This is a genomic window from Brevundimonas sp. UBA5713, assembly GCF_002419815.1.
GTDB lineage: Bacteria > Pseudomonadota > Alphaproteobacteria > Caulobacterales > Caulobacteraceae > Brevundimonas.
Genome location: NZ_DIGV01000043.1, coordinates 1 through 20,482, shown reverse-complemented (window position 1 = coordinate 20,482; position 20,482 = coordinate 1). Strand labels below are relative to the sequence as shown.

Genomic DNA, 20,482 nt, shown 5'->3' with positions numbered 1-20,482 from the left:
GCTCAATCCTGAGGCGTAGTCCCTGACTGTGTTGCAGGCAAGACTTCGATCACGACGAAGGCCTGAGCATACGGATGCTCGTCGGTCATGGTCAGATGGATACGCGGCTCGAACCCCTGCGGCGTAAGACGTTTCAGATGGTCCGCAGCATTGCCGGTCAGCTGCAAGGTCGGCTGGCCGGACTTGAGGTTCACCACACCCATGTCGCGCCAATAGACGTCAGACCGGATGCCGGTGCCCAATGCCTTGGCGCAGGCCTCCTTGGCCGCAAACCGCTTGGCATAGGACCATGACGGATCGGGCTTGCGGTCCGACCGCGCCTGTTCCAGCGGGGTAAAGCAGCGCTGTTTGAAGCGATCACCGAACCGTTCCAGCGTCGCCTCGATACGGCGAATATCGCACAGATCGGTTCCGATGCCGACGATCATGCCCCCTGCTCCGCCAAGGCCGTATCCATGGCGGCGCGCATGCGGCGGATGGCGGCATCCAGCCCCACAAACACGGCCTCGCCAATCAGGAAATGGCCGATGTTCAGTTCCATGATCTCGGGAATGTCGAGAATGGCCCCTGCGGTGGCATAATCCAGTCCGTGTCCGGCGTGGACTTCCAGTCCCAAAGCATGGGCCTGCGCCGCTGCGGCCTTCAGGCGGTCAAACTCGGCGGCGCGCTCTTGACCCGACAGGAGGCAATATCGTCCGGTGTGAAACTCGACCACATGGGCACCGACAGCCACGGCAGCCTCGACCTGTTCCGGCGACGGTTCGATAAACAGGGACACGCGCACACCGGCGTCCGACAGGGCCTGAACCACCGGCTGGATGCGGGCTTCGTGACCGGCCACGGCCAGACCACCTTCGGTCGTCACCTCTTCGCGGCGCTCAGGCACCAGACAGGCGGCGTGTGGCTTGTGACGCAGGGCGATGGCCAGCATCTCGTCCGTCACGGCCATTTCGAGGTTCAGAGGACGGTTGGCGCGGCGGCACAGGGCGCTCAGCACCTCGATGTCGGCATCGGTGATGTGGCGGCGGTCTTCGCGCAGGTGCGCGGTGATGCCGTCTGCCCCCGCAGCCAGCGCCTGTTCGGCAGCTCTGGCCGGATCAGGATGGGCCCCGCCGCGCGCGTTTCGAACCGTGGCAACGTGGTCGATGTTGACGCCAAGACGAACGCGACGGGACATTCAACTTATCCTTTGTTGGACAGGCGGCGGCTGCCCGGATCCTCGATGGGAAGTGCAGCCAGTTCGGGGGGAAGATTGTCAGCCGGATAGGCCGGAACATCCATGGTGGCCAGCGCGATCAGCGGCACACCGACATCGGCCTTGCCACCCGAACGATCCACGATGCAGGCCGCAGCCACCACATCGCCGCCCGCCGCCTTGATGGCCGCGATGCATTCGCGCGACGACAGGCCCGTGGTGACGATGTCCTCGACCATGACGATCTTCTCGCCCGGCTCGACCGAAAAGCCGCGACGCAGCTTGAACTCGCCGTCCACGCGCTCGACGTACATGGAGCGCACCTTCAGATGTTTGGCGGTCTCATAGCCGGGGATAATGCCGCCGACAGCCGGCGAAATCGCCGCATCGACCGGCCCGACCGTGGCCACGATCTTTTCGGCCAGGGCCTTACACAGCCGCTCGCAGCGTTCGCCGTCCATGAACACTAGGTTCTTCTGGAGGAATACGGGGCTGTGCAGGCCCGAAGACAAAACAAAATGGCCTTCGCGCAGGGCGCCGGCTTCACGGAACTCGTTCAGGACGTCTTGAGTGTTCATGAGCGCCGTCCTTAGCCTCGTACCGGCAATGGCTGCAAGCGGTTCGGCCTATTCAATCGCTTCGCCGGGCTCCAGACCGTTTTCCAACAGCTTGCTCCAGACACTTTCGGCGTCATTGGCAAAGGCAAACATGTCCAGGTCGCTAGCCTTGATCATGCCGTGCTCGGCCATGGCGTCAAAGTTCAGGATCGAGCGCCAATAGGCTTCGTCGAACAGAACAATCGGTATGGCGGGTGCCTTGCCCGTCTGGCGCAAGGTCAGGATTTCGAACAGTTCGTCCAGAGTGCCAAAGCCACCGGGGAAGACCACCAGCGCATTGGCGCGCATCGCCAGATGCATTTTGCGCATGGCGAAATAGTGGAACTGGAACGTCAGCTCCGGCGTGGAGTACGGATTGGGCTTGTCTTCAAACGGCAAGGTGATGTTGAAGCCGATGGACGGTGCACCGGCATCGTGGGCCCCGCGATTGGCGGCCTCCATAATGCCCGGCCCGCCGCCCGTGGCGATCACATTGTCACGCGGCTCTCCGACCACACCGCGGATGGCACCACCGCGCTGGGACGCCAGCTTGCCAAAGGCGCGCGCGCCTTCGTACCAGGGGTGATCCTCAGCCACGCGGGCGCTGCCGAACACTACGATGGTCGAGCGCACGCCCCACGCACGCAGCATTTCTTCGGCCTTGGCATATTCCATCTGGAAACGCACACCGCGCATGGAATCGCCAAGGATGAAGTCTGAATCCAGCGCAGCCTTGCGATAGGACGGCGAAGCCAGTTGGGCTTCATTGGCCAGACGGCGTTCTTCATCGTTCATGGAAAATCTCCACGCAGGGGTTCTGTAAAGTGGGGGAACGGGACGTGATCAACCGCGAACGCGGTCGACCACATCCACCTTGGGATTTGCGCGCAGGGCTGCCACGATCATCGTGGCATGGCGCGCATCTTTCACTTCGACGTCCAGTTCGACATCGAAAAAGTCTTGCTGACGATGCTGCATCGTCAGATTCAGAATATTGCCGCCGGCCTCGCCGATGGTCGTCGCCACCTGCCCGAGCGCGCCGGGCGCATGCTGGATGGTGGCGCGTAGACGCACCGCGCCCATGGCCGAGGTTTCAGCCTGTGGCGTCCACTGCATGTCGCGCCAGACGCTGTCGTCATCGGCGAAATCAGCCAGTTGCTGACAGTCGATGGTGTGTACCGTCAGACCCACGTCCGGCTCGTGGATGCCGACAATGCGATCCCCCGGCACCGGACAGCAGCATTCACCAAAGTGGATGCTGACCCCCGGCGTCAGGCCAGAGCCGCGCACGAACAGACGCGCCGAGGATGCCTCGATCTTCTTGCGGTCTCCGTGCGACTGAAGATGTCCCTTCAGTGCGGGGAACAGAATCTCCGCCACGCGTGTCACCGCAATGCGGCCACGTCCCACGGCGTCGAACAGATCATCCTCGGTGGCGACCGTCAGGGTCTCCAACGCCGACTTGAGCGTCACATCGGCCAGCGACTTGCCGTTCTGGACCAAGGTCTGCTCGATGGAGGCCTTGCCCAGTTTGATGAACTCTTCACGCTCCGACGTGCGGATGTGGCGACGGATGGCCGAGCGGGCACGACCCGTTACGGTCAGGCTGCGCCAGTCGTTCGGCACCTCTGCCTTGGACCCGCGAATGATCTCCACCACATCGCCGTTTTGCAGCGGCGTGCGCATGGGTTTCAGTTCGCCGTTGACCTTGACGCCCACAGCGGTGTCGCCAACTTCGGTGTGCACCGCATAGGCAAAGTCCAACGGCATACCGCCGCGTGGCAGACTGATCAGCTTGCCCTTGGGGGTAAATACGAACACCTGCTCGAGATACATCTCCAGCTTGGCGTGCTCGACCCAGTCTTCGCCGCCCTCCCCGTGCTCGATCACCTGCACGAGGTGGCGCAGGTTCAGCAGCGGATCGCGACCGCCGCCGGCTTCCATCGCCTCGCGGTCAAAGCCATAGGACTGGTTCTTGTAGCGCCAGTGCGCTGCCACACCGTCCTCGGCCACACGGTCCATGGCCTCGGTGCGGATCTGCATCTCGATCTTCAGACCACCCGGACCAATGACCGTTGTGTGAAGAGAGCGATAGTTGTTCGACTTGGGCGTCGAGATGAAATCTTTGAAACGGTCCGGCACCATCGGCCAGATGCGGTGCACCACGCCCAGAGCGCGATAGCAGTCGTCCTCGCTCTCGACGATGACGCGAAAGCCGTAAATGTCCGACAAAGACGAAAAGCCCACCGTCTTGCGCTGCAGTTTGCGCCAGATGGAGTAAGGCGTTTTTTCGCGCCCCTTGATGGAAACCTTGATCCCTGCCTCTTCTAGCACACGCTTGATCTCGACCGAGACGGTCTCGATGGCGCTGCCATGTTCCAGCTTGAGTGCCTCCAGACGGCGCTCGATAGCCGTGCGGGCGGTGGCGTTCAGATGGGTAAATGCCAGCTCCTCCAGCTCGGACGCGATCGAATGGATACCGATCGAGCGGCCCAGCGGGGCGTAGACTTCCAGCGTTTCGCGGCTGATGCGTTCGCGCTTTTCAGGCTTCACATACTGAAGCGTGCGCATGTTGTGCAGACGGTCGGCCAGTTTGACCAGCAGCACCCGCACATCTCGCGAAATGGCGAGAATGAACTTGCGCAGGTTTTCGGCCTGACGCGTGTGTTCGGCCTGTAGCTCCAGACGCGACAGCTTGGTCACGCCTTCCACCAGCACGGCGATCTCTTCGCCGAACATGGCGGCGATATCGTCGCGTGTGGCCGATGTGTCTTCGACCACATCATGCAGCAGCGCCGTCACGATAGTGGCCGTATCCAGCCGATAGTTGGTCAGAATGCCCGCGACCTGAATCGGATGGGCGAAATACGGATCGCCAGAGGCCCGCAACTGCGAGCCGTGCATCTTCATCGCATAGACATAGGCCTTGTTCAGCAGGGCCTCGTCCGCGGTCGGGTCATAGGCCTTTACGGCCTCGATGAGTTCAAACTGACGCATGACCGGAGTGCGGCGCCCACCGGGGCCGGAAGCCGCAGATGCCAACGGCGCCGCCCCGTGAGGGGTCGACGCCGTTGCAATCTTTTGTCCGGACGAATCAGACTTCGGCGTGTCCGCCGAGGGCCGCGCCGGGATGATGGTGACGCCAGTGACAGGCTGTGCCGTCAGTAGCGTTCCTCCTGGCCACCATCGCGGTCGCTTTGCAGCGCGCGGATCAGTTCAGCCTCAGCCATGTTCATGTGCTGCGGCTCGGCCAGCAGGGCGACCACTTCGGCTTCATCCTCAGCCTCGGTGCGTTCGTCGACGCGCTGCAGGGTGGTGATGATGTTTTCGCTCAGCTCGTCCGGCTTGACGGTTTCTTCAGCCAGTTCACGCAGGGCCACGACCGGGTTCTTATCGTTGTCCCGATCGAGGGTCAGCGGCGCACCATTGGCGATGCTACGGGCGCGGTGACCAGCCAGCAGAACCAGACCAAAGCGGTTCGGCACCTTTTCGATGCAGTCTTCGACAGTGACGCGGGCCATGAAATTCCTCAGGCGACAGGGAGAACAGCACAAAATATAGATTTGACGCCGATTGTGCAACGCCAACATGGCATTTTCGGCGGCATTATTGGCACAGCGCCCTCGTGAAATGCACGAAAACCACCCGCCGTAACCCTGTGATTTTAAAGAGGCCGCGCGTCTACCCCCACGGTCGCCCCGCGGGCCAAAGCCTCTGCAGGGCGATTCAGCACCGGATGTACCCAGTCGGGCATAACCTCGGCCAAGGGCCCCATCACAAACAACCGCTCGGCGGCACGCGGATGCGGCAGGTACAGCCCGTCTAGGTCTCCGGCCACCCGCCCATAGGCGATCAGATCGAGGTCCAGCGTGCGCGGCGCATTACGCACAGAGCGCACCCTACCCAGTTCATCCTCGATCCGCGACAGCTCGGCCATCAACGCCTTGGGAGACAGATCCGTGTTCACCACAACGACACCGTTGAGGAACGGCGGATCGTTCGGATCAGGCCACGCGGCGGACTGCCACCACGACGACTGGCCCAGAATTTCCAGTCCCGCGGCCTTCAGAGCCGCCACAGCCGCTTCCAATCCCGACAGGCAGCTGTCGCGTTTTCCCTTGTCATTGGCCCCAAGTGCGACGATGACTGCCTCATCCCGAACCAAATCATTTGCGACGGGTTTGTTTGGCATAGCCATCACTTAAGAACCTTATTGGGACACATAATTCATGCCTTCCAGCGATCGCATTGCACTCTTTATTGACGGTGCAAACCTCTATTCGGCCGCGCGCGCCCTCAACGTCGATCTGGACTTCCGCAAGCTGTCAGAATTTTTTGGCAGCAAAGGCCGTCTGATCCGCGCCTATTATTACACCGCCATCGTCGAGGGCGAGGAGTTCTCTCCGGTCCGTCCGCTGGTCGATTGGCTGGACTACAACGGCTTCACCGTGAACACCAAGCCGGTTCGCCGCTTTACCGATGCCCAAGGCCACACACGCACCAAGGGCAATATGGATATCGAAATCGCCGTCGACATGATGGAGCTGGCTCCTCATCTCGACGAAGTGGTGCTGTTCTCGGGTGATGGTGACTTCCGCCGTCTGGTCCAGGCCGTCCAGTCCAAGGGTGTGCGCGTGACCGTCGTATCCACCACCAAGAGCCAGCCGCCGCAAATCAGCGACGACCTGCGCCGTCAGGCCGACGCCTTTATCGAACTGGCCGACGTGATGAACGAGTTCAGCAAGCCCAAGGCTCCGGTCGCTCGCGAACGTTTCTGATCGGCAGCGCATTAAAGACAAAGCTCCGCAGGTCAGACCTGCGGGGCTTTTGTTTGGTGTTATCCGCTTGGCTGGCCTCAGCCCTGCCCGCCCTGATCGGCCACCTGTATCGGGGCCGACGGTTCGCGGAAGTAACGGTCGATGCTTTCGGCCACCGAACGCATCAGACGACGACGCGACCGCTCATCGGTCAGAAGGCGCTCATCATCGGCATTGGTGATGAAACCCATTTCCAGCAAGACGGCCGGAACGTCGGGGGCCAGCAGCACAGCCAGACCCGCCGCGCGGTGGCTGTGGTTCAGGGTCGGGTGATCTGCGGCCTGAATGTGGGTTAGCAGCACACGAGCAAATTGCGCCGAACGGTTCTGTGTCGCGCGTTGGGTCATATCCAGAAGGATGCGGTCGACCGAGGCATCACGGCCCGGCAGACGCAGATTGCGCTGCCAGTCGTCATCACGCGTAAACTCGCGCACCGCGCGGCCTGCGCCCTGCTCTGAAAGGGTATAAACGCTAGCCCCGCGCAAGGACGGATTGCTGCCCGCATCGGCGTGCAGCGAGATAAACAGGTCGGCCCCCGCATCACGCGCAATCTGGACGCGGCGGTTGTGCGCCACATACACATCGCTGTCTCGCGTAAGACGCACGCGATAGCGGCCGGTGCGTTCCAGCGCCGCCTTCAGGTCACGCGCTGCGGCCAGGGTGATGTTCTTTTCCCAACCCGAAGAGCCTTGCGCCCCCGGATCGCGCCCGCCGTGACCGGCATCGATCACGATCAGCGGCTTTTCGGCACGCGGGGTCGAACGCGCGGCCACCGTGGCCGGAATCGCCGCAGCGCCGGTCGATTTCAGGTCGATCACATAGCGATAGTGCGGCACCCCGTCACCGGGAGGAAGCAGGAAGCGGCGCTCGATCTCGGCGGACTTGGCCAGTTGCAGCTTGATCTGCGCCCCGCCCGATCCACCGTCCATCTCATAGGCCCGCACCAGACCACGACCATTTCCGGCCATGCCCGCAGGCGGCGTCACATTTGACAGCGCAACAGCAACCTGACCGGTCGAGCCGTCACTGATGACGCGACCACGCGTGTCGCGCCCCAGATCGATCACCACCCGTGTACGCTCTGCGTCCCCGCCAAAGCGGATTCCCATGACCTGAACGTCCGACCCGAAGGCCAAACCACCCGCCATCACGACAGCCGCGGTCATGACCATGCCCGACAAAACGGTCATCGCCCATCCACGCAGCCCCCAACGGGCAGGTCCTTCACGCCACAGAACGCGCATCGACGCGCACACTCCTTGCATTATCGAGGTTCGAAACTATCAACGGACATTAACGAATTGGTAAATGCCGTCGCAAACGCATTCGTTTTGCATTTTGTCCAAATGGCGCCTATTATTCAGTGACCGCGACTGATCGCGCCTACGCCCCTGTGTGGCGTCGGGCACGCCCTCCCCGCGGCGTAGCACTACGTTTTCACCCTATTCTTGAGGGCGTCCGACAACTCGGAAGTCCTTAAGTTTTAAGGGTTTGGGCCGCAGCCAGTCATATGGCGCGACCAGACCCCGGACCGACAGAACCTTATGGGCCTATACGCCTGCGATACTGACCGGCAGATCACTGCCGCCCTTGCGTTCAGCGAGGATCAGTCGCGCGTTGCTGCCCTTCATCCCATTCGGCGAGCCGCTTCCCCATTAACGGGACACCCCCGCGAGAGACTTCTCGCCGGGCCTGCGCTGGCGCGCCAGAGAGAGACTCTACATGTCAAAAACCATGTTGATCGATGCGGCGCACGCGGAAGAAACGCGCGTCGCTATCGTGGACGGCCGCCAGGTTGAGGAATTCGACTTTGAATCCCGCGCCCGTCGCCAGCTTCGCGGCAACATCTATCTCGCCAAGGTAACCCGGGTCGAACCCAGCCTTCAGGCGGCCTTTGTTGAATACGGTGGAAACCGCCACGGTTTCCTCGCCTTCAACGAGATCCATCCCGACTACTATCAAATTCCGGTCGCCGACCGCGAAGCCATCATGGCCGAAGCGCACGACGACGAGGATGAAGATGACGATCTGGCCCGCGACAGCGGTGATGATGAAGCCGACGCCGAAGGCCGTCTGGCCGACGAGGAGCGCCTGAAGCGCCGCCTGATGCGTCGCTACAAGATTCAGGACGTCATCAAGCGCCGTCAGGTTCTGCTGGTGCAGGTCGTCAAGGACGAGCGCGGTGCCAAGGGCGCAGCCCTGACCACCTGGCTGTCGCTGGCAGGCCGTTATTGCGTGCTGATGCCGAACACCGGCAAGGGCGGCGGCATTTCGCGCAAGATCACCAACACGACCGACCGTCGTCGCCTGAAAGCCGCTGCCGCAGCGCTCAAGGTGCCTGAAGGCATGGGCCTGATCATCCGTACCGCCGGTGCCAAGCGCACCCGCGCCGAGATCAAGCGCGACTACGAATATCTGCTGCGTCTGTGGGCGACCATCCGCGAAACCACGCTCAAGTCGAACGCCCCTGCGGTCATCTACGAAGAAGAAAACCTTGTCCGCCGCGCCGTGCGCGACATGTACGACAAGGACTTTGACGGCATTCAGGTCGAAGGTCTGGAAGGCTTCAAGCAGGCGCGTGACTTCATGCGCGTGCTGATGCCTTCGCAAGCCAAGAAGATCCACCTGTACCAAGGTGCCCGCCCGCTGTTTGCGGCCAATGGCATCGAGGAAGTACTGACCCAGATTCACCAGCCGGTCGTGCCGCTGAAATCGGGCGGCTATCTGGTGATCAACCAGACCGAGGCTCTGGTGGCGATCGACGTCAACTCCGGTCGCTCGACCAAGGAGCGCAACGTCGAGCAGACCGCTGTCAAAACCAATATTGAGGCCGCTGTAGAAGCCGCCCGCCAGTTGCGCCTGCGCGACTTGGCCGGTCTGGTGGTGATCGACTTCATCGATATGGATGAAGCCAAGAACAACCGCGCCGTCGAAAAATGCCTGAAGGACGCCTTGTCCAAGGACCGCGCCCGCATCCAGATGGGCAAGATCTCGCCGTTTGGCCTGATGGAAATCAGCCGCCAGCGTCGTCGTCTGGGCGTGATCGAAGGCGCGACCGAGGTTTGTCAGTGCTGTCAGGGCGCGGGTCGCATCCGCTCGGCAGAATCGGCGGCCCTGACCACACTGCGCGCTGTTGAAATCGACGCGGGCAAGAATGGTGCAGGCTGCATCACCCTGCGCGTCACCTCGGCTGTGGCCCTGTATATTCTGAACCACAAGCGCGACTATCTGCAGCGTCTGGAAGCCACGCGCGGCCTGAAGGTCATCATCCAGATCGATGACTCGCTGGCACAAGGCGAGCACCACATCGACCGTACCGAGACCAACGAAGACTTCGTGGCTCCGAACACCCAGATCGACCTGTCGGAACTGGATGACGGCATCGACGATAACGCTATCTTCGACGACGAAGAGGACGAGGACGAGGACGACGACATCGTCGAGACCGAAACCGCCTCGGATGACGAAGAAGAAGACGGCGAGCGCGCAGAGCGTGACGAAGATGGCCGTGGCCGTCGTCGCCGTCGCCGTCGCGGTGGCCGTCGTGACGACGAGGTTGAAGCCTCGTCGGATGACGAAGACGACGACAGCCGTGGTGGCCGTCGCCGCCGCGGCCGCCGTGGTGGTCGCCGCAGCCGCGAGGACGGTGATCGTGACGTCTACACCTGGGTGCGTGGTCGCACCCCGTCGCTGGACGATCCTTACGTCTGGTTCGACCCGCTGAACCCGCAGCGTCCGGAACGCGCCGAGCGTGCCGAGCGCCCTGCCCGCGACGCGGCACCGATGGATACCGTCGAAGGTACCGACACCCCGCTGGCCGAGGTGCAGGACGAGGCCAATGGCCGTCGTTCGCGCCGCCGTCGTGGCCGTGGCCGTGGTCGCAACCGCGACCAGAACGGTCTGAGCCATGAGGAAAAAGTCGAGGATCGCGCTATCAACGAAGGCCTGCCGGTCGAGGGCAATCCTGATCTGCCGATCGCTACGGTGATCGCCGACGAAGAGGCTCCGGCAGTTGTGGCCGAGGCGGACACCGGGGTTGAAACCGCACCGGTTGTCCAAACCGAAGAGCCGAAGCGTCGCCGCGTCCGTCGCAAGACCCGCGCCACGGGTGGCGAGGAAGCCTCTGCCGGATTGACCGAAGCCCCCGCGCCTGTCGCCGCCTCGGTCGAGGTCGAGGCCGAGGTCGTTTCTGCTCCGGTCGTGGCTGATCCGGCAGCGGACGAACAGCCGGCCTTTGTCGCCCCGATCACGGACGACACCCGCGCCGCCATTTCGGCCCGTAAGCCGGCCAAGCTGGACGTGACGCCTGCGCAAGCTCACAAGATCGAGCAAGCGATCGAAAAGGCCACGCAAGTGGAGCCGATCGAAGCCGAAGCGGTGGCCGACGTTGACGCGGCTGTGACAATGGCTCCGGTCGACATTGGCGAAATCATCGCCAATGATCCGAACCAGATCATCGATCCGCCTGCCAAGCCGAAACGCGGCTGGTGGCGCCGTTGATCGGCCATGATTTGACGTGACAACAGTAGGGAGACCGTCGCTCTGGAGTTCGCCATGATCCGGTTTTCCTCTGTTATCCCGCGCTTGCTGCTTGCAGGGACAGCGGCGGCTGCCGTCTTGGTGGCCGCCCTTCCCGCTTCGGCCCAAAGCCTGATCCGCGACACCGAGATCGAGGCCATTATCGACGACTGGTCGGCCCCTACGCTGGAAGCGATGGGTCTGAATCCGGAAGAAGTCGAAATCCTGCTCGTCAATGACGAAAGCCTGAACGCGTTTGCGACACGTGGCCGGATCATGGGCCTGAACACAGGCCTGATCCTCGAAACCAAGTCCGCAAACCAGCTTCTGGGCGTAATCGCGCACGAAGCCGGTCACATCAAAAACCGCCACACCTTACGCGACGGGGCCATGAATGCCGGTCGCCAGCCCATGATTATGAGCATGGCGCTGGGGGCTCTGGCCGTGCTGGCGGGCGCGCCGGATGCAGGGGCGGCGTTGCTGGCGTCCAGCCAGTATTTTGGCACACTGGGCGCGCTACGTTACATGCAATCCCAAGAGGGCGAGGCCGACATCACCGGCGCGCGCGCGCTTGAACGGGCCGGTGAATCCGGTCGCGGTCTGGTCGAGTTCTTCGAGAATTTCCGCGCGCAGGAAGTGTTTTCCGACGCCCGCCGCTTCCCCTATTTCCGCAGCCACCCCTTGTCGGCCCAGCGGATTGAAGCCCTGCGCGGCCCCGTTGAGCGCGCCTCCAACTATGGAAAGCGCGACAGCGAAGAGCGTCAGGCCGAGCATGCGCTGGTGGTCGCCAAGATCCGCGGCTTCATGCAGCATCCGAACACCACCCTGCGCGAATATCCGTCTTCGGACACCAGCTATCCGGCCCGCTATGCCCGCGCGATTGCCTGGTATCGCAGCGGCCAGACCGAACGCGCCCTGACCGCCGTCGACGAGCTTTTGGCCGAGCAGCCGGAGAACGCCTATCTGTGGGAGCTGCGCGGCCAGATCATCTTTGAGGAAGGTCGCCCGCAGGACGCCATCGACGCCCACAGCCGCGCGGTCCAGCTGATGCCGACAGCTCCCCTGCTGCGCATCAATCTGGCCCATGCCATGCTGGAAACGGGTGACCCCGAACTGGTGGCCAAGGCCGAAACGGAACTGAAGTTCGCCCTCGCCCGCGAGGACAACAACACCATGGGCTGGCGCCTGCTCAGTCAGGCCTATGCCACCCAGGGCAAGGAAGGCGAAGCGCGACTGGCCTCTGCCGAATACTGGTTCGCCCTGAACCAGCCGCAACAGGCCAACCAGTTCGCTATGCGCGCCCGTGACATGCTGGACCGCAACACCATCGAATGGCGCCGTGCCACCGACATCGTGCTGGCGTCCGGCGCTTCCGAGCAGGACATTCTGGATGCCGAGCGCCGCAACCAGCAGCGCAACCAGACCCGCGTGGTTCCCCCCGGAACCTGACGGGCGTTCACGGCAACCCACACTCTATTTTACCGACCGACTGGCTGTTCATGACCGATCCCCAAATCACGCCCGACACTCCTGAAAAGGCACCCAAGCGCGCGGGCGGCTTGTCGCCCACGGTGCTGGGCGGTGCGGCGCTGGCCCTGTCGGTGCTGGCTCTGGGCGTCGCGGCCATGCCCTATGTGGGCGGGGGCTTTGGCGAGCAGGTCCGATCCTATCTGCTGCGCAATCCGCAGGTGCTGGATGAGGTATTGGAGGCCCGTCAGGCTCAGGAAGACCAGAACATGGTCGCCAGCATCAATGCGGCAGTCGAAAAGAACCCGACCCTACTGGCCGTCGATGCCCGCGATCCGGCCTTTGGTCCGGCCGATGCCAAGGTGACGGTGATCGAGTTCTTCGACTTCCGCTGCCCGGGCTGTAAGGCCGTGGCTCCGCAGTATCGTGCCCTGATGGAAGCCCATCCCGACGTGCGCTTTGTCTTCAAGGATTGGCCCATTCTGGACAGCGGCCAGACGGTGACGTCCCAGTATGCGGCCCGCGCCGCCTTGGCCGCCCACCAACAGGGCAAATACCTCGAAGTCTATGATGCCATGATGGCCGAGGGCTCTCTGACCCAGCAAAGCATCGATGCCATCCTGGCCGAGGCTGGCGTCAACATGAGCCAAGCCCGCGCCGCCCTTGTTTCCGAAGAGATGACGCGTCACATCGCCGACATCCATACCAGCGCCGCAGCTATGGGCCTGAGGGGGACGCCAACCTTCTTCGTCAACGGCAAGGCCAGCCCCAGTATCGAGCCGCGCGCCGTGGCCGAGATGATCGCCAAGGCCAAGGGCTGATCCCCAAAGCAAAAGAGCCGCCCCATCCGGAGCGGCTCTTTTTCCATTTGCCGTCAGGCCCTGATCAGATCAGGCCCGCCAGCGGAGAGGACGGATCAGCAAACATGCGCTTCTTCATCCGGCCCGCCAGATAGGATTCGCGGCCGGCGATCACCGCGTGCTTCATGGCGCTGGCCATCAGGATCGGGTCGCGCGCCTCGGCAATGGCGGTGTTCATCAACACGCCGTCGCAGCCCAGCTCCATGGCCACAGCGGCATCGGACGCTGTACCCACGCCCGCATCCACCAGAACCGGCACGCTCGACTGTTCCACGATCATGCGGATGTTGATCGGGTTCTGGATGCCCAGCCCCGAGCCGATCGGCGCGCCCAGCGGCATGATGGCCACCGCGCCTGCATCTTCCAGCTTGCGGGCATAGACAGGGTCATCAGTGCAATAGACCATGACCTCGAAGCCCTCTGCAGTTAGCAGCTTCAGCGCGCGCAGGGTCTCTTCCATGTCCGGATACAGGTGCTTCTGTTCCGACAGAACTTCCAGCTTTACCAGCGTCCAGCCACCGGCTTCGCGGGCCAGACGCAGGGTACGCATGGCGTCCTCTGCGGTAAAGCAGCCCGCCGTATTCGGCAGGTAGGTGTATGTCTTCGGGTCGATATAGTCCGTCAGGACCGGCTGGCCGGGATCGGTCAGGTTCACGCGGCGTACGGCCACCGTCACCATTTCCGCGCCCGAAGCCACAACGGCGGCGGCATTCTGCTCATAGTCACGGTACTTGCCCGTGCCCACGATCAGGCGGGAGTTGAAGGTGCGACCTGCGACGGTCCAGCTATCGGTACGTGGGGCGGAATCGGTCATGCCGAACAGTTAGCGACTGTGTGCCGCCCTTAAAAGCGGCGATACCGGATTTGATCTGTTTGCTTGCCAGATTCAGCCGCCGCCGACGAACTGGACCAGCTCGAACTTGTCGCCCTCGGCCACTTCGGTCGTGGCATGCAGCGAACGCGGCACGATCTCCAGATTGCGCTCCACCGCTACCTTGCGCGGGTCCAGCTTCAACTCTTCGATCAGGGCCAGAACAGTCGCCGCGCTCGTCTCGCGCCCCTGCCCGTTCACTTCGATACGCAAATCATCGCTCCATTCGTCCCGTACCTGTCACAGCGCGGGTGTATGCCGAATATGGGTTGATGCGCGCAGGAACTCAATCGCCCCGCTCGACACAGCCAAGACCACACGCCTATCAACGAAATTTACATAGCGGAGAACAGCATATGGCGCGGCGTTATCTGGTGGTGGATGCATTTTCGGCCCGACCTTTGATGGGCAATCCGGTCGCCGTCATTCTGGACGCCGAAGGGCTCGGCAGCGAGCAGATGCAGGCCATCGCCCGCTGGACCAATCTGTCCGAGACCACCTTTGTCCTGCCCGCCACGACGCCGGACGCCGACTATCGGCTGCGTATCTTTACACCCGCCTCCGAACTGGCCTTTGCGGGCCATCCGACACTGGGCAGCGCCAGGGCGGTGATCGACAGCGGCTGGAAGGCACCGCTGGATGGCAAACTGGTGCAAGAATGCAAGGCTGGTCTGATTGATATCAGCCTCGATGCGGATGACGGACAGTTGACGTTGCAACTTCCCGCGGCCCGTATCACCCCCTTGCCCGACACCGCCGTGCAGGCCCTGTCCCGCGCCTATGGTGCGCCCTTAGCGGCAGATGCAGCCTTTGCCGCTGTCGATGTGGGTATCGTGTGGGGCGTGGCCGAGATCGAGAGCGTCGAGGCCTTGCTGGCGATGCGGCATGACCTCAATCTGGCCGCAGAGGTCGAACGGCAAAATGATCTGACGGGCGTGTCTCTGTTCGCGCGCTATGACGACGGCAGCATAGAGGTGCGCTCCTTTGCCGTGTCCGACGGCGTGCCCGAAGACCCGGTGTGCGGCAGTGGCAACGGAGCCATTGCCGCCTATCGCCGCCATCTGGGTCAGCTGCCCCATCGCGACTGGTCCTATCTGTCGCGTCAGGGGCGCTGCGTCGGCCGCGACGGCACCGTGCACCTGTCCGCCGACTCAGACGGGCATATTCGCGTCGGCGGGCAATGCGTCATCACTGCGCGGGGCCAGTTGGAGTTGTAATTCGCCCTTGAAAAGCCGCAGGGCGTTGATTTAACAGGACACAATCTGACGTAACGTCAAGAATTTGCGCGAATGCTTGGCGTCACACCCCAAGTCAGGCTAGAAAGTCCACGACTCCGCGCGCGTTACAGTGCGCCATTCAAAACGAGCGAATGCCACAAGCGCCTGTCCTTTATGTCCTGAACGGCCCGAACCTCAACCTCCTCGGAGAGCGTGAGCCGGACATCTATGGCCGCGACACTCTCGCAGACGTGCAAAAGCGCTGTGAGGCCGCCGCCCAAGGTGCCACTGTTGTATTCCGCCAGTCCAATCACGAGGGCGAACTCGTCGACTGGATTCAGGAGGCCCGTAAGGAAGCCTCGGCTCTGATCATCAATCCCGCCGCCTACAGCCACACCTCTGTGGCGCTGTTGGACGCGCTGAAGACCCTGAGCATCCCCGTCATTGAGTGCCACCTGTCGAACCCCGCCGCGCGCGAGGCCTTCAGGCACCACTCCTATGTGTCCCTGGCCGCCACCGGCGTGATCGCCGGTCTGGGCGTTCAGGGGTACGAACTGGCCGTCACGGCGGCCCTGAACCTCATCCGTCGCGCCTAACGGCTTACGGCTAAGTACACGAGAAGAAGAAGACACCCATGTCCGACAAACACACTGCCATCGACGCCGAACTGGTCCGCGCCCTCGCCAACATCCTGAACGAGACCGAACTGACCGAGATCGAAGTCGAGAAGGACGATCTGAAGATCAAGGTGAAGCGCGAGATCACGGTGGCTGCCGCTCCGGTTCAATACGCCGCTGCTCCGGCTCCGGTCGCTGCTCCGGCAGCTGCCCCTGCCGCAGCTCCGGCGGCGTCTGCTCCGGTCGCCCGCTCGGGTGAAGAAGTGAAGTCGCCGATGGTCGGTACCGCCTATCTGCAACCGGCTCCGGGTGCTGCGCCATTCGTCTCGGCCGGTGCCAAGGTCAAGAAGGGCCAGACCCTGCTGATCATCGAAGCCATGAAGACCATGAACCCGATCGTCGCTCCGCGCGATGGTGTGGTGGCAGAAATCCTCGTCGGCGACGCGCAGCCGGTCGAGTTCGGTGAAGCTCTGGTCGTTCTGGAAGCCTGAGCCTGACCATGTTCAACAAGGTCCTCATCGCCAACCGTGGCGAAATCGCCCTTCGGGTGCATCGCGCCTGTAAGGAAATGGGCATCTCGACGGTGGCCATCCACTCGGAAGCCGACCGCGGTGCCATGTGGGTGCGTCTGGCCGACGAGAGCGTCTGCATTGGTCCGGCTCCGGCTGCCAAGTCGTATCTGAACATCCCCCAGATCATTGCCGCTGCTGAAATCACCGGCGCGCAGGCGATCCACCCGGGTTACGGCTTTCTGTCGGAAAATGCCCGCTTCGCTGAAATCATCGAAGCTCACGGCATGACCTTCATCGGTCCCAAGCCGGACCACATCCGCGTGATGGGCGACAAGATCACCGCCAAGCAAACCGTCAAGGATGCCGGTATTCCGGTCGTTCCGGGTTCGGATGGCGAAGTCGAAACTGTCGAGCAAGCCATTGAAGCGTCCAAGTCGATCGGCTTCCCGCTGATCGTCAAGGCGGCTGCTGGCGGTGGCGGTCGCGGCATGAAGGTCGCCATGACTGCCGACGATCTGGTCGAAGCTGTCCAGACCGCACAGTCCGAGGCGCTGGCCGCCTTCGGCAACGGTGCCGTCTATATGGAACGCTATCTCCAGAAGCCGCGCCACATCGAGATCCAGGTCATCGCTGACAGCCACGGCAACGTGGTCCACCTCGGCGAGCGTGACTGCTCGCTGCAGCGTCGCCACCAGAAGGTTCTGGAAGAAGCTCCGTCCCCTGCCCTGTCGGCAGAAGGTCGCAAGAAGATCGGCGAAGTGGTCAACAAGGCCATTGCCGCCATCGGCTATCTCGGCGTCGGCACCATCGAGTTCCTGTGGGAAGATGGCGAGTTCTTCTTCATTGAGATGAACACCCGCCTGCAGGTCGAGCATCCGGTGACTGAAATGATCACCGGCGTGGACCTCGTCCGCGAACAGATCCGCATCGCTGCCGGTCTGCCGCTGTCGTTCACTCAGGAAGACGTCGAGTTCAAAGGCCATGCGATCGAAGTGCGTATCAACGCCGAGAACGCTGAAACCTTCACCCCGTCGCCGGGCACCGTGACCGACTTCCACGCTCCGGGCGGTCTGGGTGTGCGTCTCGATAGCGCGATCTTCTCTGGCTATTCGATCCCGCCCTACTACGACAGCCTGATCGGCAAGCTGATCGTCCACGGTCGCGACCGCGAGGAAGCTCTGGCACGCCTCAAGCGCGCTCTGGGCGAAACGGTTGTCGGCGGCGTGGATACCACCATCCCGCTGTTCCAGAAGCTGTTGCAGGAGCCGGACATCCTGACCGGCGACTACGACATCCACTGGCTGGAAAAATGGGCCGCGGCCCAGAAGGCGAAAGCCTGATTTGATCGAAGAGGACGACCCCGAGTTCAGCGCGATGGAGCGCGAGGTGTTTGACGCCGACGCTCTCCTGCGCTGCTACGCCAGCGGGGTCTTTCCCATGGGAGAGGCGCGGGATGATCCCCGCGTCTTTCTCGTTGAACCGGACCAGCGCGGCATTATTCCGCTGGACGCTTTTCACATCCCCACCAGACTGAAACGCACCGTCCGCGGCGAGCCGTTCGACGTGCGCGTCAATACGGCGTTTCTGAACGTGGTTGACGCCTGCGCAGCCCCGGCCAAGGGGCGCGAGGATACGTGGATCAACGGGCCGATCCGTCGCCTGTATGGAGAGCTTCACGCGCGCGGACATGCCCACAGCGTCGAATGCTGGAAGGATGAAGCTCTTGTCGGCGGGCTTTATGGCGTCTCGCTGGGCGGAGCCTTCTTTGGCGAGAGCATGTTTAGCCGCGCCACGGACTCGTCCAAGGTCGCGCTGGTGCATCTGGTGGCGCGATTGAACCGTGCGGGCTTCGTACTGCTGGACGCCCAGTTCCAGAACGATCATCTGAAACAGTTCGGCACGCAGGAAATCCCGCAGACCGCCTATCTGCGCCGCCTGCCCTATGCGCTCAAAGCGCGGCCCGATTTTGATTTGATGCTAACCCCGATGACGGGGGCGCAGGCCGTAGAATGGGCTCAGCGGCCCTTACAGCCTACCACCCACGCATCATAGGTCGGGTGCTGGAGCGGATTGACGCTCGGCGAAGAGGCAAACATCCAGCCCTTGAACACCTGACGCGCCTCGGTCGAGGCCGTCTGGTTACGCGATTGCGTGCCGATCTCGATATAGGCGATGGAGTCTTCGGTTTGTTCACCGGGACCAGAGACCTCGCAGGCGCGAACCTTGAAGATCAGCGAGCGAGAGAAGCGAACCGGACGACCACCCACTTCCACTTCGAAACGCATGGTCTCGGCTGTGGTTTTGTCGATGGCCTGAATGATCGCGACAGGCAGACGGCGACGCGGACCGGGCTCGACGGGTTCCTCGACCACTTCGACCGGTTGTTCCTCGACCACGTCTTCCTCTTCGACCACTTCTTCTTGTGGTGCGACCTCGCTCTCGAGGGGCGGCACCACAGTGACGTTCGGCGCAGGCGTGGTGGTCGGGGTCTGTGGGGGTACAGGCGCAGGCGGTTGCGCAGGCGGAGCCGTGTTGCGCAACGCGTCGCCTACAGGGTCCTGAACCGGAACGGCATCTTGCGGAACGTCCAGCAATGCGGCGGATACGCCCGCGCCGGACACAGCCAGGCCTGCTGCGACCACACCGCCCAGCAGGACCTGACGAAACATCATTCCGGCGTCCAGGCCTGATAGTCGCCGGTCGCGGCCGGACGCTGGCCGATAGCCGCCAGCGAGCCTTGCGGACGACGCGCATACGGCGTGCCGGTCAGGTTCGGGATGTGATCTTTTTCGAAGGCCTTACGCGGCAGCGGCTTTTCGCTGGGGGCCTCGTCATAGGTATAACGCAGCCAACCCTGCCATTCAGGCGGGACCTTGGTGGCCTCGGCATATCCGTTATAGACGACCCAACGACGCTTGCGGCCATCGTAGGAGATGGTGTCGCGCGACTGGTAATAGCGGTTACCGAATTCGTCTGTGCCGATCAGGCTGCCACGCTTAGCGATGGTGAACAGGGTGCCAATGGTCGCGCCATTCCACCAGGTGAAGATCTTGCTCAGCACGTTGTCGCACTCACTCATATCTCGCCGCCCAAAGGTGTGCGGCGACGCGGGGCGATAATAGAAACCGCAAAGCGTTTCGTCCAGCGATCTGAGCGGCTTGTTCACGCCTTGTGGCCTTTTCGCCCGCTTCAATATCTTGGGGGTAAATCGTATCGGACACGCAATATCTATTGAGGACCGACAATCAGGGGTTTTACGGTACGTTATTGAAGACGGGCATGGAGGCTATCCATGGGTGCAGAGTTTCCGTTCGCCGCCCTCGCGGAGGGCGTGTCGCAGGAATCGCGACGCGTCGAGCGCCCCTCTTCGGTCGCCGAAATCTACGCGCCTGCCGACTGGACCAATGCCCGGATCGAGGCATGGCTGGATTGGCTGGAGCCGCGTCTTATCCCCGCCGACCTGCGCGAATTGAACAGCGAAGGCGATCTGCTGGCGGCTATCGTCGCATGGCTGGACCCGCTGGCCGACCGCGCCTTGACCAAAAAGCTGCTGGGGGCAGACCAGATCGAACTGCTGGTCGCCAGCCTGAAACTGGGTCTGGCCGTACCGGATGTGGCGACGCCGCGCGACGCCCGTGATCTGTTGCTGCTGTCCGAACCCGACGCTGTGGCCCGACTGGATGATTTTCGCCGTGCAGCGCGCGGGGCCCGTCTGGCCGCCCATGCCACCGCTGCGCTGGAGACGGCGCTGACGGTGGTGCGCGCAGCCGTTATCCGCTGTGAGGGGCCAGCCGACACCTGTGCGGACCCGC

The 20,482-nt window shown here is 62.7% G+C and carries 21 protein-coding genes and 1 pseudogene; 10 read left to right on the top strand and 12 right to left on the bottom strand.

Going from position 1 to position 20,482, the window contains the following annotated elements:
- Positions 1–2: 2 nt before the first annotated feature.
- The 7 genes from acpS to folK form a co-directional block, all read right to left on the bottom strand.
- Positions 3–428: a holo-ACP synthase gene (gene acpS, locus B3B04_RS10680; protein ID WP_292042723.1), complete on the bottom strand. Its 426-nt coding sequence runs from the start codon at positions 426–428 to the stop codon at positions 3–5.
- Positions 425–1,177 carry a pyridoxine 5'-phosphate synthase gene (locus B3B04_RS10675; protein WP_292042721.1) on the bottom strand — a complete coding sequence of 251 codons (753 nt, stop codon included), beginning with the start codon at positions 1,175–1,177 and terminating at the stop codon, positions 425–427. Before B3B04_RS10675 ends, acpS begins: the two co-directional genes overlap by 4 nt.
- Before the next feature lie 5 nt (positions 1,178–1,182).
- The gene (pyrE, locus tag B3B04_RS10670) at positions 1,183–1,773 is read right to left on the bottom strand and encodes an orotate phosphoribosyltransferase (RefSeq protein ID WP_292042718.1); all 591 of its coding nucleotides are present in this window, start codon (positions 1,771–1,773) and stop codon (positions 1,183–1,185) included.
- Positions 1,774–1,821: 48 nt separating this feature from the next.
- Positions 1,822–2,586, bottom strand: coding sequence for a TIGR00730 family Rossman fold protein (locus tag B3B04_RS10665; RefSeq protein ID WP_292042716.1), 765 nt, complete (start codon positions 2,584–2,586; stop codon positions 1,822–1,824).
- 48 nt (positions 2,587–2,634) lie between these two features.
- On the bottom strand, positions 2,635–4,788 hold the full coding sequence (locus B3B04_RS10660; RefSeq protein WP_292042714.1) for a RelA/SpoT family protein: 2,154 nt from the start codon (positions 4,786–4,788) through the stop codon (positions 2,635–2,637).
- A gap of 164 nt (positions 4,789–4,952) precedes the next feature.
- Positions 4,953–5,312 carry a DNA-directed RNA polymerase subunit omega gene (gene rpoZ / locus B3B04_RS10655; protein WP_292042712.1) on the bottom strand — a complete coding sequence of 120 codons (360 nt, stop codon included), beginning with the start codon at positions 5,310–5,312 and terminating at the stop codon, positions 4,953–4,955.
- A gap of 143 nt (positions 5,313–5,455) precedes the next feature.
- Complete coding sequence (gene folK, locus B3B04_RS10650; RefSeq protein ID WP_292042710.1) at positions 5,456–5,983, bottom strand: 2-amino-4-hydroxy-6-hydroxymethyldihydropteridine diphosphokinase; 528 nt, start codon at positions 5,981–5,983, stop codon at positions 5,456–5,458.
- Between the two features lie 37 nt (positions 5,984–6,020).
- On the opposite strand from folK, the gene B3B04_RS10645 reads away from it, so the two are divergent.
- The gene (locus tag B3B04_RS10645) at positions 6,021–6,569 is read left to right on the top strand and encodes an NYN domain-containing protein (protein WP_292042709.1); all 549 of its coding nucleotides are present in this window, start codon (positions 6,021–6,023) and stop codon (positions 6,567–6,569) included.
- A 77-nt stretch (positions 6,570–6,646) separates the two neighbouring features.
- Here B3B04_RS10645 and B3B04_RS10640 read toward each other — a convergent pair whose 3' ends face one another.
- Positions 6,647–7,852 carry an N-acetylmuramoyl-L-alanine amidase family protein gene (locus tag B3B04_RS10640; RefSeq protein ID WP_292042707.1) on the bottom strand — a complete coding sequence of 402 codons (1,206 nt, stop codon included), beginning with the start codon at positions 7,850–7,852 and terminating at the stop codon, positions 6,647–6,649.
- Between the two features lie 478 nt (positions 7,853–8,330).
- On the opposite strand from B3B04_RS10640, the gene B3B04_RS10635 reads away from it, so the two are divergent.
- The 3 genes from B3B04_RS10635 to B3B04_RS10625 are packed head-to-tail and all read left to right on the top strand — an operon-like array spanning position 8,331 to position 13,414.
- Positions 8,331–11,108 (top strand): Rne/Rng family ribonuclease, encoded by a 2,778-nt coding sequence (locus B3B04_RS10635; protein ID WP_292042705.1) that lies wholly within the window; start codon positions 8,331–8,333, stop codon positions 11,106–11,108.
- A 54-nt stretch (positions 11,109–11,162) separates the two neighbouring features.
- Positions 11,163–12,575 (top strand): M48 family metalloprotease, encoded by a 1,413-nt coding sequence (locus B3B04_RS10630; RefSeq protein WP_292042702.1) that lies wholly within the window; start codon positions 11,163–11,165, stop codon positions 12,573–12,575.
- A gap of 50 nt (positions 12,576–12,625) precedes the next feature.
- On the top strand, positions 12,626–13,414 hold the full coding sequence (locus B3B04_RS10625; protein WP_292042700.1) for a DsbA family protein: 789 nt from the start codon (positions 12,626–12,628) through the stop codon (positions 13,412–13,414).
- Between the two features lie 64 nt (positions 13,415–13,478).
- Here the strand turns inward: B3B04_RS10625 and B3B04_RS10620 are convergent, their stop codons facing one another.
- Both B3B04_RS10620 and thiS read right to left on the bottom strand, forming a co-directional pair.
- A complete protein-coding gene (locus B3B04_RS10620; RefSeq protein ID WP_292042698.1) occupies positions 13,479–14,267 on the bottom strand; it encodes a thiazole synthase in 789 nt (262 codons plus the stop codon).
- Positions 14,268–14,339: 72 nt separating this feature from the next.
- Entirely contained in the window at positions 14,340–14,537 is a 198-nt protein-coding gene (gene thiS / locus B3B04_RS10615) for a sulfur carrier protein ThiS (protein WP_292042696.1), read from the bottom strand.
- A gap of 143 nt (positions 14,538–14,680) precedes the next feature.
- Here thiS and B3B04_RS10610 point away from each other — a divergent pair, with 143 nt between their 5' ends.
- The 5 genes from B3B04_RS10610 to aat all read left to right on the top strand — a co-directional run bounded on the left by B3B04_RS10610 (position 14,681) and on the right by aat (position 18,722).
- On the top strand, positions 14,681–15,541 hold the full coding sequence (locus tag B3B04_RS10610; protein ID WP_292042694.1) for a PhzF family phenazine biosynthesis protein: 861 nt from the start codon (positions 14,681–14,683) through the stop codon (positions 15,539–15,541).
- Between the two features lie 152 nt (positions 15,542–15,693).
- The gene (gene aroQ, locus B3B04_RS10605) at positions 15,694–16,137 is read left to right on the top strand and encodes a type II 3-dehydroquinate dehydratase (protein ID WP_292042693.1); all 444 of its coding nucleotides are present in this window, start codon (positions 15,694–15,696) and stop codon (positions 16,135–16,137) included.
- Between the two features lie 38 nt (positions 16,138–16,175).
- The gene (accB, locus tag B3B04_RS10600; protein ID WP_292042691.1) at positions 16,176–16,649 is read left to right on the top strand and encodes an acetyl-CoA carboxylase biotin carboxyl carrier protein; all 474 of its coding nucleotides are present in this window, start codon (positions 16,176–16,178) and stop codon (positions 16,647–16,649) included.
- A gap of 8 nt (positions 16,650–16,657) precedes the next feature.
- Positions 16,658–18,010 carry an acetyl-CoA carboxylase biotin carboxylase subunit gene (gene accC, locus B3B04_RS10595; RefSeq protein ID WP_292042689.1) on the top strand — a complete coding sequence of 451 codons (1,353 nt, stop codon included), beginning with the start codon at positions 16,658–16,660 and terminating at the stop codon, positions 18,008–18,010.
- A 34-nt stretch (positions 18,011–18,044) separates the two neighbouring features.
- Entirely contained in the window at positions 18,045–18,722 is a 678-nt protein-coding gene (gene aat, locus B3B04_RS10590) for a leucyl/phenylalanyl-tRNA--protein transferase (protein WP_292042940.1), read from the top strand.
- On the opposite strand, the gene B3B04_RS10585 is transcribed toward aat, so the two are convergent.
- Together B3B04_RS10585 and B3B04_RS10580 are read right to left on the bottom strand one after the other, a co-directional pair.
- Positions 18,686–19,342, bottom strand: a complete 657-nt coding sequence (locus B3B04_RS10585; RefSeq protein ID WP_292042688.1) for a DUF2155 domain-containing protein — start codon at positions 19,340–19,342, stop codon at positions 18,686–18,688. The two genes, aat and B3B04_RS10585, sit on opposite strands and share 37 nt — an antisense overlap.
- Positions 19,339–19,749 carry an NADH:ubiquinone oxidoreductase subunit NDUFA12 gene (locus B3B04_RS10580; RefSeq protein WP_292042686.1) on the bottom strand — a complete coding sequence of 137 codons (411 nt, stop codon included), beginning with the start codon at positions 19,747–19,749 and terminating at the stop codon, positions 19,339–19,341. Before B3B04_RS10580 ends, B3B04_RS10585 begins: the two co-directional genes overlap by 4 nt.
- 213 nt (positions 19,750–19,962) lie before the next feature.
- On the opposite strand from B3B04_RS10580, the pseudogene B3B04_RS10575 reads away from it, so the two are divergent.
- Positions 19,963–20,482: pseudogene (locus B3B04_RS10575) on the top strand (TSCPD domain-containing protein); the annotation flags it as partial.

Bases quoted from the DNA above. Each gene is read 5' to 3' on its own strand.
- acpS (WP_292042723.1), bottom strand. From the start codon at position 428: ATGATCGTCGGCATCGGAACCGATCTGTGCGATATTCGCCGTATCGAG.
- B3B04_RS10675 (WP_292042721.1), bottom strand. From the start codon at position 1,177: ATGTCCCGTCGCGTTCGTCTTGGCGTCAACATCGACCACGTTGCCACG.
- pyrE (WP_292042718.1), bottom strand. From the start codon at position 1,773: ATGAACACTCAAGACGTCCTGAACGAGTTCCGTGAAGCCGGCGCCCTG.
- B3B04_RS10665 (WP_292042716.1), bottom strand. From the start codon at position 2,586: ATGAACGATGAAGAACGCCGTCTGGCCAATGAAGCCCAACTGGCTTCG.
- B3B04_RS10660 (WP_292042714.1), bottom strand. From the start codon at position 4,788: ATGCGTCAGTTTGAACTCATCGAGGCCGTAAAGGCCTATGACCCGACC.
- rpoZ (WP_292042712.1), bottom strand. From the start codon at position 5,312: ATGGCCCGCGTCACTGTCGAAGACTGCATCGAAAAGGTGCCGAACCGC.
- folK (WP_292042710.1), bottom strand. From the start codon at position 5,983: ATGCCAAACAAACCCGTCGCAAATGATTTGGTTCGGGATGAGGCAGTC.
- B3B04_RS10645 (WP_292042709.1), top strand. From the start codon at position 6,021: ATGCCTTCCAGCGATCGCATTGCACTCTTTATTGACGGTGCAAACCTC.
- B3B04_RS10640 (WP_292042707.1), bottom strand. From the start codon at position 7,852: ATGCGCGTTCTGTGGCGTGAAGGACCTGCCCGTTGGGGGCTGCGTGGA.
- B3B04_RS10635 (WP_292042705.1), top strand. From the start codon at position 8,331: ATGTCAAAAACCATGTTGATCGATGCGGCGCACGCGGAAGAAACGCGC.
- B3B04_RS10630 (WP_292042702.1), top strand. From the start codon at position 11,163: ATGATCCGGTTTTCCTCTGTTATCCCGCGCTTGCTGCTTGCAGGGACA.
- B3B04_RS10625 (WP_292042700.1), top strand. From the start codon at position 12,626: ATGACCGATCCCCAAATCACGCCCGACACTCCTGAAAAGGCACCCAAG.
- B3B04_RS10620 (WP_292042698.1), bottom strand. From the start codon at position 14,267: ATGACCGATTCCGCCCCACGTACCGATAGCTGGACCGTCGCAGGTCGC.
- B3B04_RS10610 (WP_292042694.1), top strand. From the start codon at position 14,681: ATGGCGCGGCGTTATCTGGTGGTGGATGCATTTTCGGCCCGACCTTTG.
- aroQ (WP_292042693.1), top strand. From the start codon at position 15,694: ATGCCACAAGCGCCTGTCCTTTATGTCCTGAACGGCCCGAACCTCAAC.
- accB (WP_292042691.1), top strand. From the start codon at position 16,176: ATGTCCGACAAACACACTGCCATCGACGCCGAACTGGTCCGCGCCCTC.
- accC (WP_292042689.1), top strand. From the start codon at position 16,658: ATGTTCAACAAGGTCCTCATCGCCAACCGTGGCGAAATCGCCCTTCGG.
- aat (WP_292042940.1), top strand. From the start codon at position 18,045: ATGGAGCGCGAGGTGTTTGACGCCGACGCTCTCCTGCGCTGCTACGCC.
- B3B04_RS10585 (WP_292042688.1), bottom strand. From the start codon at position 19,342: ATGATGTTTCGTCAGGTCCTGCTGGGCGGTGTGGTCGCAGCAGGCCTG.
- B3B04_RS10580 (WP_292042686.1), bottom strand. From the start codon at position 19,749: ATGAGTGAGTGCGACAACGTGCTGAGCAAGATCTTCACCTGGTGGAAT.